This window comes from Candidatus Chloroploca mongolica (assembly GCF_004762035.2).
Taxonomy (GTDB): Bacteria; Chloroflexota; Chloroflexia; order Chloroflexales; family Chloroflexaceae; genus Chloroploca; species Chloroploca mongolica.
Window position 1 is genome coordinate 35,253 of the sequence record NZ_SIJK02000017.1, and the last position, 14,806, is coordinate 50,058.

10 protein-coding genes are annotated in these 14,806 nt (G+C 58.6%); 9 read left to right on the top strand and 1 reads right to left on the bottom strand.

Annotation, left to right across the window (positions count from 1 at the left end):
* The first annotated feature begins 70 nt into the window (after positions 1-70).
* The 8 genes from EYB53_RS11055 (at position 71) to EYB53_RS11090 (ending at position 13,103) form a co-directional block, all read left to right on the top strand.
* Complete coding sequence (locus tag EYB53_RS11055) at positions 71-841, top strand: site-specific integrase (RefSeq protein ID WP_135478245.1); 771 nt, start codon at positions 71-73, stop codon at positions 839-841.
* A gap of 19 nt (positions 842-860) precedes the next feature.
* Positions 861-1,217 (top strand): four helix bundle protein, encoded by a 357-nt coding sequence (locus EYB53_RS11060; RefSeq protein ID WP_135478246.1) that lies wholly within the window; start codon positions 861-863, stop codon positions 1,215-1,217.
* Positions 1,218-1,422: 205 nt separating this feature from the next.
* Positions 1,423-2,196, top strand: coding sequence for a thioredoxin family protein (locus tag EYB53_RS11065; RefSeq protein WP_135478247.1), 774 nt, complete (start codon positions 1,423-1,425; stop codon positions 2,194-2,196).
* A 353-nt stretch (positions 2,197-2,549) separates the two neighbouring features.
* The gene (locus EYB53_RS11070; RefSeq protein ID WP_135478248.1) at positions 2,550-3,227 is read left to right on the top strand and encodes a plasmid pRiA4b ORF-3 family protein; all 678 of its coding nucleotides are present in this window, start codon (positions 2,550-2,552) and stop codon (positions 3,225-3,227) included.
* Between the two features lie 790 nt (positions 3,228-4,017).
* A complete protein-coding gene (locus tag EYB53_RS11075; RefSeq protein ID WP_135478249.1) occupies positions 4,018-4,836 on the top strand; it encodes a phospholipase D-like domain-containing protein in 819 nt (272 codons plus the stop codon).
* Complete coding sequence (locus EYB53_RS11080) at positions 4,833-7,928, top strand: SNF2-related protein (RefSeq protein WP_135478250.1); 3,096 nt, start codon at positions 4,833-4,835, stop codon at positions 7,926-7,928. Before EYB53_RS11075 ends, EYB53_RS11080 begins: the two co-directional genes overlap by 4 nt.
* Before the next feature lie 302 nt (positions 7,929-8,230).
* A complete protein-coding gene (locus EYB53_RS11085) occupies positions 8,231-12,454 on the top strand; it encodes an Eco57I restriction-modification methylase domain-containing protein (protein WP_135478251.1) in 4,224 nt (1,407 codons plus the stop codon).
* Positions 12,455-12,572: 118 nt separating this feature from the next.
* A complete protein-coding gene (locus tag EYB53_RS11090; RefSeq protein WP_135478252.1) occupies positions 12,573-13,103 on the top strand; it encodes a hypothetical protein in 531 nt (176 codons plus the stop codon).
* Between the two features lie 3 nt (positions 13,104-13,106).
* Here EYB53_RS11090 and EYB53_RS11095 read toward each other — a convergent pair whose 3' ends face one another.
* Complete coding sequence (locus EYB53_RS11095) at positions 13,107-13,718, bottom strand: NYN domain-containing protein (protein ID WP_135478253.1); 612 nt, start codon at positions 13,716-13,718, stop codon at positions 13,107-13,109.
* 600 nt (positions 13,719-14,318) lie between these two features.
* Between EYB53_RS11095 and tnpA the strand changes: the two genes are divergently transcribed.
* Complete coding sequence (tnpA, locus tag EYB53_RS11100) at positions 14,319-14,753, top strand: IS200/IS605 family transposase (RefSeq protein ID WP_135478254.1); 435 nt, start codon at positions 14,319-14,321, stop codon at positions 14,751-14,753.
* The last annotated feature ends 53 nt before the right edge of the window (positions 14,754-14,806 follow it).

A 14,806-nucleotide genomic window follows, 5' to 3' on the forward strand; every position in this document is an offset into this window, starting at 1 on the left:
TCTATTCACCCTCCCCATCATCGTGTATACTACTGACACATGTTCTAGTCGTAACCGCGTGGAGAGGGGTATGGACAAGGCGCCCGGCATCGATGATCGCCCGTCTGACCATGAGGCAGTGGCCTCGCATCAGGTCGCACCGTGCGACCATACGGATCGCCCGTCTGACCATGAGGCGGTGGCCTCGCATCAGGTCGCACCGTGCGACCATAGGGATCACCCGTCTGACCATGAGGCGCCGCACACGGCGCTCGTGCCCAGTCCGGCAATGCCCAGCGCACTCAGCCAGGCCGCGGCCGCTGCTGACCGCGCTGCATCGTCGGCGCTGTTCGCCGAGTACCGCCAGCAACTCGCGGCCCGCACACGCACTGCTCACGATCAGGATCTCGCTCGTTGTGCGCTCTACCTCGCTGATGTCGGCGTGAGCGTTGGGGGATTGGCCGTCGAACCAGCGGCCTGGGCCGGGTTCACCTGGGGCCTGGTCGAGGGCTTCAAGCGCTGGATGCTGCGCGAGGGCTTTGCGCTGGCGACGCTCAATCGTACTCTAGCGACAATTAAATCCTACACGCGCCTCGCCGCGCAGGCCGGGGCGCTCGCGGCTGAGCAGGCGACGCTGATTGCGGCGGTGAAGGGCTACGGGCGCAAGCAGGGGCGCAATCTCGACGCCGAGCGGGCCAAGATCCGGCGCAGCACGAAGAAAGCCCAGGCGGTCAGGCTCTCGCTTGCCCACGCCCGGGCGCTCAAGGAACAGCCCACCACCACGCCGCAGGGTCGCCGCGATGCGCTGCTGATGTGCCTGCTGCTCGATCACGGCCAGGGAAAACTGAAAGCGGAAAGATGAAAGATGAAAAGGAGGACCAATGCAACAGTGGGATGTCGATGTGCAGCGCCGAACGCTTGTGTATGCAAACAAGATCCTTGATGTGGTGGATAGATTGCCCAATGCACGATCGGCCTCCATTCTTGCGAATCAGTTGGGGCGCTCAGCGACGTCAGTGATGGCGAATCACGCCGAAAGCACGCGGGCACGAAGTGTTGCCGAGAAGATCGCGAAGCAGGGCCTCTGTCTGCAAGAGTTGCAAGAGTCTCACGCCTGGCTTGCGCTGCTCAAGCTGCGCACGTATTGTGATGTTGAAAGCTGTGACGAACTCCTGAAAGAAACCGATGAACTGATCGGTCTCTTCGTCGCCAGCATCAAGCGCTTCACAAATCAGTGATCGCTCTGGCTTTCATCTTTCATCTTTTATCTTTCATCTTTCCCTCGCGTCGCTATGTTGAGCGGGCGAAGATTGCGAATGAGCGGGTGACGTTGCAGACGTAATCTGCGGTTGAGTGGTGGTGGGCAGCGCCATCACCACGGTGCGCCGACTGGCCGCGAAATATGGCGTGGACGGGTAACGTCCGGCGCGTTGGGAGGAGTTGATGGGCACGACGCTGGTTGCGACGACCGAAGCGACCTTTGCCCGGCAGATCCTCCGAGCCGATTGTCCGGTGCTCGTCTGCTTTGGCGTGCGCACCTGTCCTGCCCGTCGCGCTTTGCTGCCAATCCTGACGCGCATCGCGGTCGCGTTCCAGGGACAGCTCCGGGTCGCAACGGTGGTGCTTGACGATGCCCCGTTGCTCGCCGAGCAGTATGGCATCGTGGCCTCCCCAACGCTGGGGGTGTTCCACCACGGTGAGCGCCAGGGTCAGGTCGTCGGGTTCATCCCGGAGGGGTTGGTTCAGGTGCTTGCCGACGAGGTATGCCACGGTGCGGTGAGCGGCGACACGCGCTGGAGCCCGTGTGAGGAGCGGTTTGAAACGGCGGTGATCATCCCGTTGCTCGCCCAGTGGGGGTTCACCGTCGAGCGCCAGGTGCCGTGTGCGCTGCCGAGCCACCCCACCGCGCAGCGGGGCCGGATCGATCTGCTCGTGTACGACCACCCCTCGCGTCCGCCCGTGACCCTGATCGAGAGCAAACGGCAGATCAGGCATGCTCAGGATCTCCAGCAGGCCGTCAGGCAGGCCGCAACCTATGCGCACAGCCTGGCCCTCGCGTCGTTTGTCATCGCCGCGCCACGCGGGCTGTGGATCTATCGGTATGGCGACGCCGGCGCGGTCTGCGAGCGCCACGTCACCAGTCTCGCGTTGCACCAGACGCCAGAGCTGCCGCGCCACCTGCTCCTTCAGCTGCGGGCTGGGGGCGCGGCATCATAACGGGCACGCATAGCTCGGCGCACGACCGTGCAACGAAGGCGGTTCTTTTGACGCAAAGGCGCAAAGGCGCAAAGGCGTAAAGGCGTAAAGGCGCAAAGGCGTAAAGGCGTAAAGGCGTAAAGGCGTAAAGGTTTTCGCGGAGGTGCGCGAACGCTTCGCGCCTTCGCGTGAGCTTCTGTGCACGGTAGGGTGGCTCGGCGACGAGGCCAGTTCGCTGGAACGATGGAGGGAGTTGTGGGGCCTGGGAGCACGGCGGACTGCTGGAACACTGCCCTCGCTGCGGCGGTCGGCGTGGGCATGAGGTATCATGGGTGGCAACAGCATAATCTGCGTGTTCCCAAACGACAGGAGCAATGATGACGACCACCGATGGACGCTCGAAACTGCAGCGTGGCGGGCGCGAGTTGCTGATCCCGACCCAGGCGCTGGTGCTCCGCTTTCGCCTTGAGCTTCAACGATCAGAGCCGCTGATCTGGCGTGACATTGAGGTGCCCGGCGACGCTACCTTCTGGGATCTGCACGTGGCGATTCAGGATGCGATGGGCTGGCTCGACTATCATTTGCACCGTTTCACCATCCCCCATCCACGCACCAAGCAGGAACGGGTTTTTGGCATTCATAACCTGAGCCAGGATTGCGACGACCCGCCGAGTTGGGCGTCTCAGGTTGCGTCGATGTTCACCCTCCGCAACGACACGGCCCGGTATGAGTACGACTTCGGCGACAACTGGCAGCACACCGTCCGGCTGGTCGACGTGCTCCGCCGTGATTTCACCGCCAGGTATCCGCGCTGCGTTGGGGGCGAGCGAGCCTGTCCACCCGAGGATTGTGCAGAAATGTATCGCTTTGCAGAGATTCTCCGTGACCTCGCCGATGACACGCTGGACGACGATCTCCGCGCCTGGTTGCCGCAGGGGTATGACCCGGCCCGCTTCGACCCCGCCGCGGTGCGTTTCAGCGACCCGGCCCGGCGGCTGGCCTACAGTTGGTATGGCAATGCTGACGCAGGGGATGACCCGTTTGGGGGGTAGAGTTGTTCAACGGCGGGATGTCATCGATGCGGTGATCGCGGCGTTGTGCATCGAGCGGCTGCGTCGTGCAACGGCGCAGGAGCGCCTGCACATGGACGATCGCGCCCCACGCTGCGCTGCGTCTCCCCGCCATCTATTCATGATGCGTAGCCAGCTAGCGCCATCCGTAGCAATGAATGTAGGTGAGCACACAGCGACACCTCTTTTCCACGTTCACAAGTGGCGCACCGTGACACGGCATCGTATGATGCCATTGCTCCGTTCCACGACGAGGGCGATGGCAGCTGCTGCCGTCGCCGTGAACGGCTCGGCTCGTGGTTTGCGAAGGCCACCTTCGTGGCCTGATCCAGCCGGCGAAGGCCGGCTTCGCATGCCAGAGCCGAGGCGTTCACGCCGACGCGGTATGGGCGGATGAGAGCGATCCGTGAACCTGACGGCACGCACCAACGGAAGCTGGCCCTCATGCACCCCGTCGGGCGATGGCAGCTGCTGCCGTCGCCGTGAACGGCTCGGCTCGTGGTTTGCGAAGGCCACCTTCGTGGCCTGATCCAGCCGGCGAAGGCCGGCTTCGCATGCCAGAGCCGAGGCGTTCACGCCGACGCGGTATGGGCGGATGAGAGCGATCCGTGAACCTGACGGCAAGCACTAACGGAACATGCCATCGCCCTCATGTACCTCTGAGACCTTGCTGCGCTTTGCTGGTACCACATGGTACAATAGGCGTAGTCAGCCTTGGATGAGTTCCCCTCGGTTCATAGGTGTACGATGACCTAAGTTGAAGCAGTTGTGTATGGAGTGCTCAGCGAGCGATACTTTTGCCCATATCTCTATTCGTCATTATTGTGAGCGCGATTTTCATGCCCGATTTCGCGCCGATCTGAGTTGTGCCCTCCAGCATGTTGTTGTCTTGTCACCTTTTCTATCGCCCCATCGGGCTGCTTCTTATTATCCGGTGTTGCAGGTGGTACGACAACGCGAGGTTATGGTGGAGGTTTATGCTCGTCCAAAGCATGAGCAGCCGGATCTGTTGCTTGGGCATTACGATAGGGTGAAGCACCGTCTGGTTGAGCTTGGGGTTGCGTTTCACGAGCGGCCTGGGATGCACGAGAAGGTGGGTGTGGTTGATGGTCATATTCTCTGGCACGGCAGCCTGAATATTCTCTCGCACAACGAGTCTCGTGAGTCGATGCTGCGTTTTGAATCAGCGGAACTTGTCGCTGATGTGCTCGCCAATCTCGAGTTGCAGCCGGGTGCGTTGGCTTCGCCTGAAGCGACCGTACGTGCTATCGCTGCGCAACCGTCTGTGTCGATGCCAGAGTGTCCAGTCTGTCGGGGCGCGATGCAGCCCTACCCGGATATCAGCCTGTGGATTTGTCAGCAGAGCCCTGCATGCGCAGGCTCACTCCCGATGGAGGCTCTGGCACCCGTGCCTGCCTCCACGCAGGCCGAGCAACTACCGATTGCGTGCCCGGTCTGTGGTGAGCCGCTCCAGCTGCGCCGGGTGCCATCTATCCGTATTGCGTGCGGATCGCCAGCCTGTGCATTTGCGTTGGATTCGCGCATTTCTGCCGGAATTCTTCGTATCTTACGCCGCACTGCGACACTATGACGACACTACCATTCGACATCGGGAGCAAAGTACGCTGCCGCAATCAAGTCTGGGAGATTATCAAGATCTCCCATAACCAGGATGGTACCTGGACGGTGCGCATGTTCCCCGATAACGGCGGGCGCCCGCAGCCGTTCCTCTATCCCCTGACCGCGATCGAGCCAATCGCGACGGCGACCGATCATCTCTTCGCGAGCCGGATTGATCACATTGACCACTACCGTCTGTTGACCAACGCAACGCGCCTTTCACTGGTCTATGAGTACGATAAGTTGCTCAGTATCAGCAACTCCAAGATTGTCCCTGAACCATATCAGTTGCTGGCGGTAAAACAGGTGATGGAGTCGCTGCGCCAGCGCTTCCTGATCGCCGATGATGTTGGTCTGGGCAAGACGATCGAGGCTGGTCTGATTATGCAGGAGCTTGCCGCCCGTAAGCGCGGTGACCGGGTACTGATTGTGGTACCGGCGGCGCTGCAGGATCAGTGGCAGAAGGAGATGCAGCGCCACTTCTTTCGTTCTTTCACCATCTATAATCGCCATACGATGCTGGCGGTCAGGCAATTGGTTGATGAGAACCTGAACCCCTGGCTGGCCCGCAACACGATCATCACCTCCATTGACTGGATCAAGCCGGAGTATGAGGGCTCCGGTGGTGCCCGCCGCAATGTCAACCCCTCCTTCGACCAGTTGATGCAGGTTGAGCGACGCTGGGATCTGGTGATCATTGATGAGTCGCATTATGTGTCGACCGACTCGAATCGTGCTGAGTTTGCCCGTGCTATTCAGGCGCGCTGCGATAGTCTGCTCCTGGTGACGGCGACCCCTCATTCGGGGAAACCGGAGCACTTCTTCAATCTGCTCAATCTCATCGATCCATTTATGTTTGCCCAGGTCGAAGATCTTGACCGGCCTGATGCCCGTGAGCGGGTGGATAAGATCATGATCCGGCGCGGCAAAGAAACCATTTTCGAGCGGAATGAGCAAGGTGACCTGGTGAAGAAGTTCCGTGAGCGTGAGCCACACCCGATTGAGATTGAGTTCAGTCCGGCTGAGCGGGCGCTCTATGAAGCGGTCACCGATTATACGAGTGAGGGCTGGGTGACGCTGAGCCGCAAACGCGCTATCACGGCCTCTGAGCGCAATATCGGTCGTTTCCTGCTGACCTTGGTCCAGCAGCGCATGGTTTCGAGCATCTTCGCACTCCGTGAAACCCTGGCGCGACGCATCGAGAGTGTCATTGAGGAGCGCACGACCGCCCGGCTCGCCGCCGATCGTACGCAGATCCAGCAGTTGCTCAAGGAGTACAGCAGCGGCGGTTTTATGGAGGACGACGACCGCGAGATGATCGAGCGCTACCTGGAGACCCGCCGGATGCAGGTGGTCTATGCTGACCGTACCACTGAGGTGAAGCGCTTGCGCGGGCTGATGCAGCAGGCCGACGCGCTGATCGCGTCCGGCCAGGATAGCAAGCTGCAATGGCTCACCAGCTTCCTGCAGCAACTCCTTGCCCACGATCCGACCGAGAAGGTGATCGTCTTTACTCAGTATCGCGATACACTTGACTATCTGAAGCGTCACCTGACGGGGCTCTGGTTCCTCGGGCCGCAGCGTATGGTTGAGATCCACGGCGGCATGGTGCTCGGCACGAACGACGCGGAGGTTGGCTCGAAGCTGTATGCCGAGCGGCGGTTCAACGACCCCGACACGCGGCTGCTGTTGGCGACTGATGCGGCCTCTGAGGGTCTCAACCTGCAGCGGCATTGCCACATCATGGTCAACTATGAGTTGCCCTGGAATCCGAACCGGCTGGAGCAGCGGATCGGCCGTATCCATCGCTATGGGCAGCGGCGTACCGTGCAGGTCTATAACCTGATGGTCAAGGACTCGAAAGAGGCCGAGATCTTCAAGACGCTCCAGGAGCGGATCGAGACGATCCGGCGCCAGCTCGGCACTATGGCCGAGGTGCTGGGCGTGCTCGACCGTGTGCCGCTCGATGAACTGATCCTCCGCGTGCTCGATCGCTCGATCGACAAAGCCCAGGCGGTGGCGATCACCGAGCACGAGCTGCAACGTTTGGATGAGCTTGTGCAGAGTCTGCGCCAGACCCACTTCCTCTCTGGGGTGCGCCAGTTTGCCCAGGCTGAAATCGACAGTGCTGAGCATGCGATGGCAACGGCGCGTGAGGCCATCCCTCAGTACACCGACGTGCAGGCTTTTGTCGAGACCTTCCTGCGGGTCTACGGTGATGCCGGCAGCGGTGAAAAGGATGGTCGCAAGTTGCACGCTACGGCGCATAAAGGCGTCTATCGGCTGCGGGTGCCGTCGGTGATCCAGGACGATAAGGTGCCCAAACAGCTTGAACGACTGACCTTTCAGCGCGAGATCGCCAATCGCGACTGGGTCAGCCACGAAGCACCGGATCTCCTGGCCTTCGGCCACCCGCTGCTCGAGCGAATGGTTCATTACTGCCGCGTGACCCGTGCGGCAGATCTGGGCGGCAAGCTCAGCTACATTGTGGCCGACTATGCGGGATTGCCCGGGATCGTCTTCAATTTTCTCCTGCGCTTCGAGGATCAGAAGGGCCGCGTTATTCGCGAAGAATTGGAGCCGGTGTTTGTCGATCGCGATGCCATCGTGCAGCCTCTCCTGGGGCGCCAGCTCTATCTGGCCCCAACGATGCCCCAGGCGCAACTCAGTGAGCATACCCTGGAGGCGCTTCGCAGTCGCTTCGCTGAGCTATGCACAACGGCTGAGAATTATATTCGTAGTCAATATCAGATCTATTATACACGGGTCGAGCAGGCACGACAGCTTGAAATCCAGGTGCTGCTAGAGGATCTTGAGCGCTTTGATCGAGGGGTACGGGAGTTGCTCCAGGGGCGACTCCATCAGTTGCAGGGTGGGCTGCAAGCGGCGCTGTTCGAAGAGATGTATGATGCACCCACACGCGGCCAACGCACACGCGTTGAAAATGAACTGCGGAGTCATACACACCGTATGGAGGAGCGACGGCGGGAGATCGAACGGATGCAACTTGGGGCCTTCCCGGCTCCAGAATTGCTCAATATGGTTATTGTGACCCCGACCTGAAACACGTCCGGCGACTGATGAACACCGGTATGTACCGACGACCACGCCCGGCGGCCGATGGTTTTCCCGTCCATAATCCGCTATGTGCCCGATGCCGTCGGGCGCAAGCCCTCGGCTAGGGAATGCGAAGCCCACCTTCGTGGGCTGGAGCGGCCGATGGTTTTCCCGTCCATAATCCGCTATGCGCCCGATGCCGTCGGGCTCAAGCCCTCGGCTAGGGAATGCGAAGCCCACCTTCGTGGGCTGGAGCAAAATGATGTTCGCAACGACGCCGCTGGCGTTTGCATTAGATGGAGTGACCGATGACGACACGCGCACACCAACTGCTTGAACGTCGCCGCCAAGCGCAGGAGTCGTATGGCTATGCTCCGTCAAGCCGCTGGTATACCTTTCTGAGCAATGCGATCACCTATCTGGAACTGGCCGAGACTGCGCCTGCTGGGATTGACCAGTTTCGCAATGCTTGGTTCGCGATCTACAATGTCTTTATGATGAGCCACCAGGCTGGTGAGCCTGAGAACCTGACCCTCTCGAACTGGATTGGCGCGATGAAGGTTAATCCGCTCATCCAGCAGGCTGCCCTGAACTTTCCAACCAAACTGCTTGAGGCCGTTAACCAGGCTGAGCAGGATCTGTTTTGGGATGCTGAGAAGAAGAAGTGGCGCGTCGAGGGCCGCATTGCGGTCGAAAACTGGCTGAAGAAGCGCAACCAGAATCAAGATCTTTCCGGCGAGAATGCCTGTTCCTCTGCCTTGCTGATCGGCCGCGATCTGCGCAATGCAGTCAGCCACCCCACATTGAATCCGAACAAAGCGAAGGTGAAGAACGCACTTAACCTCGCAGGCACGGCATTCTTGCATCTGGCCGAGGTGGCAATCAAGACCACGATTGATCAACCACAGCCCGGCACGACCGGCCGCGCTACGGCCTACCGCTTCTTTCTCTACCCCTACCTGCGCAACTCTGATGGTTTGCTCTCCGACTATTATCTGGAGCGGCTGCTGCCTGACCAAGAGCTTGGTGCGTTCTCCGAAGACGAATCTAAAGATCGGCTCAAGCTGGTGCAGAAAGAGCTGCAACTACGTCGGGCGACCCTGGTTCCTGCCACGGATGTGGCGGTGACGATCACGCACTGGTGCCAGGCGGTGCTGTTCCCCACCCTGGGCATGCAGCCCCAGCCAGGCCCGCGCATTATTGCTGAGCAAGCCGTCTTTGAGCCGACCTTTGCGCTGGCCCAGGCAGGTGGGTCGATTCAGCCGGAGTATCAGGGTAAAGCCGCCGGCCAGGAGCTGGACGCCCTAATCTGGGTGCTGCCCTGGAGAGAGAGCCTGGACAGCAAAGCTGATGTCGCGGGTCTGGAAGGCCTCTCGGCGATGGAGGTGGCCCAGCAGACGCTGGTGCAGGCTGATGTCGCCTGGGGTGTGGTGACCAACGGCAAGCTCCTGCGCCTGCTCCATAAGGCCAGCGCCCACAGGCCGCGCAGTTTCCTGGAAGTTGATCTGGAGACAATCGCCGCCCAGTGGACGCAGCCCCAGGCCCGGTTGGCCTTCCGCTATCTGCTTGGCCTCTTTTCGCAGGCATCATTCGTTGAGCGCGACGCCCAGGATCGCACCCGGCTGGATCGTGTGCTGGCCGAGAGTGCGCGTCACGGCAAAGAGATTGGCGACGAGCTCAAGCAGAACGTCTTCAAGGCGCTGGAAGAGTTGGGCGACGGCTTCCTCTACCTGATGCGGCAGAATCCGGAGGTAGTGCGCCAGTGGCAGCAGCACCAGGAGAACACCGTGCCGATCGCGCAGTACCTCGACTCTGATGAACTGCTGCGCACGATCTATGAAGAGTCGTTGACGCTGCTCTATCGGTTGCTCTTCCTGTTCTATGCCGAGAGCAGGGATCTGCTGCCGATGCACGACGATCTCTACCGCGACACGTATAGCTTGGAGGCGCTGCGCGACGATATCATTTCGACGCATGATGACCCCGATCCGCGACGTTTCTTCAGCCAGGGTGCGACCGATCTTGACATCCGCCTGCGTGAATTGTTCGGCCTGATCGATGCGGGTTTCGGTAACCTGATTCCTGCGTACAATGGCGGCCTGTTCGACCCTGAGCAGCATCCTTTCCTGGAGACGTTTGCTGTTGGTGACTACTACCTGGCGCGGGCGATCGACCTGCTGAGCCGCACCCGGCCCCAGAGCGGACAGGGGCGCGGCGAGGGGCGCAAGAAAGTGACCTACCGCGACCTGGATGTGCGCCACCTGGGCGAGATCTACGAGGGCCTGCTTGAATACTCGGCGCATATCGCCCGCGAAGAGCAGGTGATCTTCGAGCGCAAGAAGAATAGCCAGAAGTATGAGGAGTATGTTGCCGCATCTGAGTTGAGCAGTGCTGAACGCACGCAGTTGGCAGAGTACCGCCAGGCGCGTGTGGCGAACCCCGAGTTTCCCAGCCGACCACGCGGGAGCAGCGTCACCGGGGTGAAGGAGCCCGGACAATACTTCCTGGTTTTTGGTGGCAAAGACTCGAAGCGCAAATCCTCCGGCTCCTACTACACGCCCGATTACATCGTCCAGTACATCGTCGAGAACACGCTTGGCCCGCTGGTGCGCGGCGAGAACCGCGAGGGCGAAAAGAAGCCACTGACTGCCGACGAGATCCTGGAGTTGAAGGTACTCGACCCGGCGATGGGCTCGGGTCACTTCCTGGTGGCGGCCACCGAATACCTGGCGCGAGCCTACGGCCAGGCGCTGATCCGCGAGGGGCGTGACAGCGACGGCGCAATGAGCGACGCCGAGTTCATCCGCTACAAGCGTATGGTCGCCGAGCGCTGCATCTACGGCGTAGACCTCAACCCCATGGCCGTCGAGCTGGCCAAGCTCTCGCTCTGGCTCTTCACGATGGATCCGCAACGCCCGCTCTCATTCCTCGACCACCACCTCAAGTGTGGCAACGCACTGATTGGCGCGTGGATCAAGGATCTGGGCACGCTACCGGGCGCAAAGCAGCAACCTGGACAACTCAATCTCTTCGAGGCTCGTTTCTTAGCCCAGATTCCCACGATCGTCGGTAAGGTGTTCGACATTGCCCACCGTGAAACCAATGACCGAGAAGATATTGCTGGCAAGAAGGCCGCTGATTTTGCGATTGAAGAACTCAAGCGGCCCTTCCGCAATATCGCCGACGCCTGGGTGGCGACCTATTTTGGTGAGCAGGTGCGGGATTATGATGCTTGGTTGGTTAAGCCAGAAGAATCACAGGGCAACCGCTCGGCGAGTGCTACGCAACAGCGGTTTTTTCATTGGGAATTGGAATTTCCGGAGGTGTGGTTTAGCAGAACTGGGCCTGATGAGCAAACTAGAGGAGTTGGTTTTGATATTGTAATTGGCAATCCACCATATGTAAGCTTTGGGCTGGGAGGGACAGGAAGCTTGGGCGAGCAGGAAAAAGACTTTTACTTTGCAATGCATTCAAATAGTGCTGAGTACAAGATTAGCTATTACGCGCTGTTTATGGATTTAGGCATGCGTCTTGCCAATCGAGGTGGGAGAATTAGCTATATCGTACCGGACAGCTTTTTGACGGGGACGTATTTCTCTAAGATTCGTTCGTCCATTTTGAAATTATCTGAAATTGAAAGGTTTGTTCTCTTTCGGAAGAACTTTTGGGAAGGGGGCGAGGTTGGTCTTCCAACGATCTTCATTGTTCAAAGAAAAAGTGACAGTAGTTTACAAATGGTTAAGGTGGCCTCGATTGAAGACCCGGAACAACTTTCGAGGCTACAAGACTACTCCTTCTATGAGTCAAACATTTATCAACAATTCCCTCGAAACCGCTTTCACCTGTTCTTTAAGCCAGAACACAAATTGATTATCGAGAATATGATGGATCGGTCTACCACCACTATTGGAGATCTCGTGATATTACATCATGGAATTCGCTCCAAATTAGGTAGAGATGGAATTATTGGAAAAGAGGGTAAAGGTGGTTACTGGCGAAAAGCCTTGACCGGTAGTGATCAAGTGACTCCTTTCAAAGTTGATTATCGAGGGGATTATATCAATACTAATCCAGCAAACCTCTTTTCTGGCGGGTATGAAGCAACGCTTATTGAAAGACCGAAACTCTTGATTCGCCGCACCGGCGACAACCTTATTTGTGCTGTGGATTCGCAGGGATATTACCACACTAATGCACTAATTTATAGCGAGTCAAAAACAGAATTAGAATTGGATGACTTGGAATGGCTGTGTGCATTCTTGAACTCCGATACAGTACGATTTTACTATCAGGTAATGACAATGAAGAAAGGACGTGTGCTGCCACAAGTCGAAATTGATTTTGTTCATACCATTCCATTACCTTCGAACTCAGGGGAAGTGAGGTCGGGATTAGTGCGAATCGTGAGAGATCTTCAAGTGGGTGTAGGGGAACGCTCAAGTCTTCTTGCAGAATTAAACCGCCTCGTAGCAAAATCTTACGGGTTAGCATCTGCAGATCAAGAAGTAGTTTCTGATTTTCTAAGCGAGTAAACTTCGCGGAGAGTAAAATCAATGCACCCCATCGCCAGCATCAAACGCCTCAACACCAACGAGCGCAACTATATCAAGACGGCCTTCCTGGTGATCGATGCAAAGGGCCGCGGCAACGATGAACAGTAACCCCAATCATGACCATCCTGAGTGGGGCATCAAGCTCAACCTGACGCAACAGCCTGCGCGCACGACGGCGGCTCCGGCCTGGCTGAAAGGGTGGCAGCGCGAGGACTGGTGCAGACGGGGTGTGGTCGTCTGGAGCAAAGAGCAGCAGGAAGTCACCCACTGGCAGGGGCGGCAGGCGCTGCGGGTACTGAAAGAACTGCGCAGCGACGATGCATGGCAACAGAACGGGATAACGATCGGCAATCCAGCGACACGTTTGCAGCTTCCCGTTGAGGATAAGCGCCGGCGCGGCAGCAAGCAAGAGCCACGACCAGCGGAGCCCCCAGCACAGCCAGAACATGTCCTCATTAACACGATCAAGCTGACAGGCGCACAAACACAGCACCTCTTTGCGGTGCTCAATGCGGCTGAGGAAGATCTCCACCGCATGGCTGACGCTGAGGAGCGGGCCGAACGCGAAGCCTTGGGCAAGATCGTCGCGCTGATTCTGGCCGAGCATCCTTACGAAGGGAAGAAATGATCATTAGCGCCATGAGGTTGGGCGTCGCAGGATATAGCCATCGGGCTTCACAACTTCGTCGGAAAACTGGCTACCGGCAAGCGCGGCCCGACCAATACGCAAGTAGGCACTGGCAACTCGCGTTAACTCGGCAGAGTTTCGGCTGGGAGGAAAAGCCACAACAACACGTTTGGTTGGAAAGAGCCGCAGTACCGCCTCGATAGGGCCACAGAGATCGCTGTCAGCTGAGATCAGCAGAGCGGTGTCAAAATAGTCCTGAAAAGCGTCGCTCAGCAACTCGACGGCGATATTTACATCGGTCATCTTCTCACTGGGGACTCTGTCGGTATAGCCACAGCTTCGACATTTACGCTGGTTGAGTTGGTACTTCCCATAGAAGATCTGCAGATCACTGAGCGTACTCAGAGCCTCCAAGTAGATAGCTTGACGCCGCTGCTTATCGGGCGGGTTGGCAATGCGAGCGGTGAAATACTTTGCGTACACGAGTTTTTGGGATGGTCGCACAAGTCGCGTGCTCAGTTGAACCAGATTGAGCCAGAGGTAGCGCCGGAAGCCACTCTCGCGTAGCCCAAAGTACAGGTTGAATCCGTCGATGTAGGTGATGACGCGCTCCATCTAATCCGCTTTCGGCTTTGACAGGGTGGGGGATGCGTTATATACTGAGTGGGCAACAGCGCCAGTGTGAGTAGCACTGGCCTGACGCCCCCTCGTAACTGAGGGGGCGTTTCTTGTATCAGATTGTCGATAGTATAACACAAATGTTTGTACACCAACGAGCGCAACGGTATCGGCGGCCCAGCGCCTGATGGTGTTCCAGTAAATAATCCGCTATCCGCCCGATGCCGTGGGGCTAAAGCCCTCGGCTAGGGGAAGCGAAGCCCGCCTTCGCGGGCTAGACCGGATTAATTTCTGGAAGACCATAAGGCGCGGGCAACGCTTGCGAAGCCCGGCGGCCCAGCGCCTGAAGGCGCGGGCAACGGAAGCGAAGCCCGCCTGCGCGGGCTGATCTAGCCCGGCGGCCCAGCGCCTGAAGGCGCGGGCAACGCTTGCGAAGCCCGCCTACGCGGGCTGATCTAGCCCGCGTAGGCGGGCTTCGCAATGAGGAGCCGAGCGCTTGAGCGCGACGGCGACCCTGGCATCAACCCCTCGGCAATTGAATGGCAGATCTGATTGGCGCACCCGGTGTACGAGTGAAACTCTGGAAATAGTGACACCATGGCTCCCTATACACAACTCTATGTGCATCTGGTATGGGCAACCTGGGATCGGCTTCCCTTGATTGCTCCCGAGGTTGAACCGAGGCTTTATGCGGCACTCGCCGAGAAGTGTCGTGCGTTGGGGTGCCAACCTCTGGGTATCGGTGGTATTGCTGACCATGTTCATGTGCTGGCAGGCTTTCCCGCAACGATCACTATTGCAAAACTTGTTGGCGAGCTGAAGGGTGCAAGCTCACACCTGATGACCCACGAGCTAGCGCCGGGTGCATTTTTCAAGTGGCAGGGCGCATATGGAGCATTCACAGTAAGCGAGCACATGGTTTCTACGGTCGTCGCATACATACGCAACCAGAAGGAGCATCACCGGGATGCTACGACACTCGTTGCATTCGAGATGTTGGGTGCTGAAACGCGTACCAATGCCGAACAGTAGTTCACTCCGTCGGGCTGAAGCCCTCGGCTCTGATTGCCAAGCCCGCCTACGCG

Bases quoted from the DNA above. Each gene is read 5' to 3' on its own strand.
- EYB53_RS11055 (WP_135478245.1), top strand. From the start codon at position 71: ATGGACAAGGCGCCCGGCATCGATGATCGCCCGTCTGACCATGAGGCA.
- EYB53_RS11060 (WP_135478246.1), top strand. From the start codon at position 861: ATGCAACAGTGGGATGTCGATGTGCAGCGCCGAACGCTTGTGTATGCA.
- EYB53_RS11065 (WP_135478247.1), top strand. From the start codon at position 1,423: ATGGGCACGACGCTGGTTGCGACGACCGAAGCGACCTTTGCCCGGCAG.
- EYB53_RS11070 (WP_135478248.1), top strand. From the start codon at position 2,550: ATGATGACGACCACCGATGGACGCTCGAAACTGCAGCGTGGCGGGCGC.
- EYB53_RS11075 (WP_135478249.1), top strand. From the start codon at position 4,018: ATGGAGTGCTCAGCGAGCGATACTTTTGCCCATATCTCTATTCGTCAT.
- EYB53_RS11080 (WP_135478250.1), top strand. From the start codon at position 4,833: ATGACGACACTACCATTCGACATCGGGAGCAAAGTACGCTGCCGCAAT.
- EYB53_RS11085 (WP_135478251.1), top strand. From the start codon at position 8,231: ATGACGACACGCGCACACCAACTGCTTGAACGTCGCCGCCAAGCGCAG.
- EYB53_RS11090 (WP_135478252.1), top strand. From the start codon at position 12,573: ATGAACAGTAACCCCAATCATGACCATCCTGAGTGGGGCATCAAGCTC.
- EYB53_RS11095 (WP_135478253.1), bottom strand. From the start codon at position 13,718: ATGGAGCGCGTCATCACCTACATCGACGGATTCAACCTGTACTTTGGG.
- tnpA (WP_135478254.1), top strand. From the start codon at position 14,319: ATGGCTCCCTATACACAACTCTATGTGCATCTGGTATGGGCAACCTGG.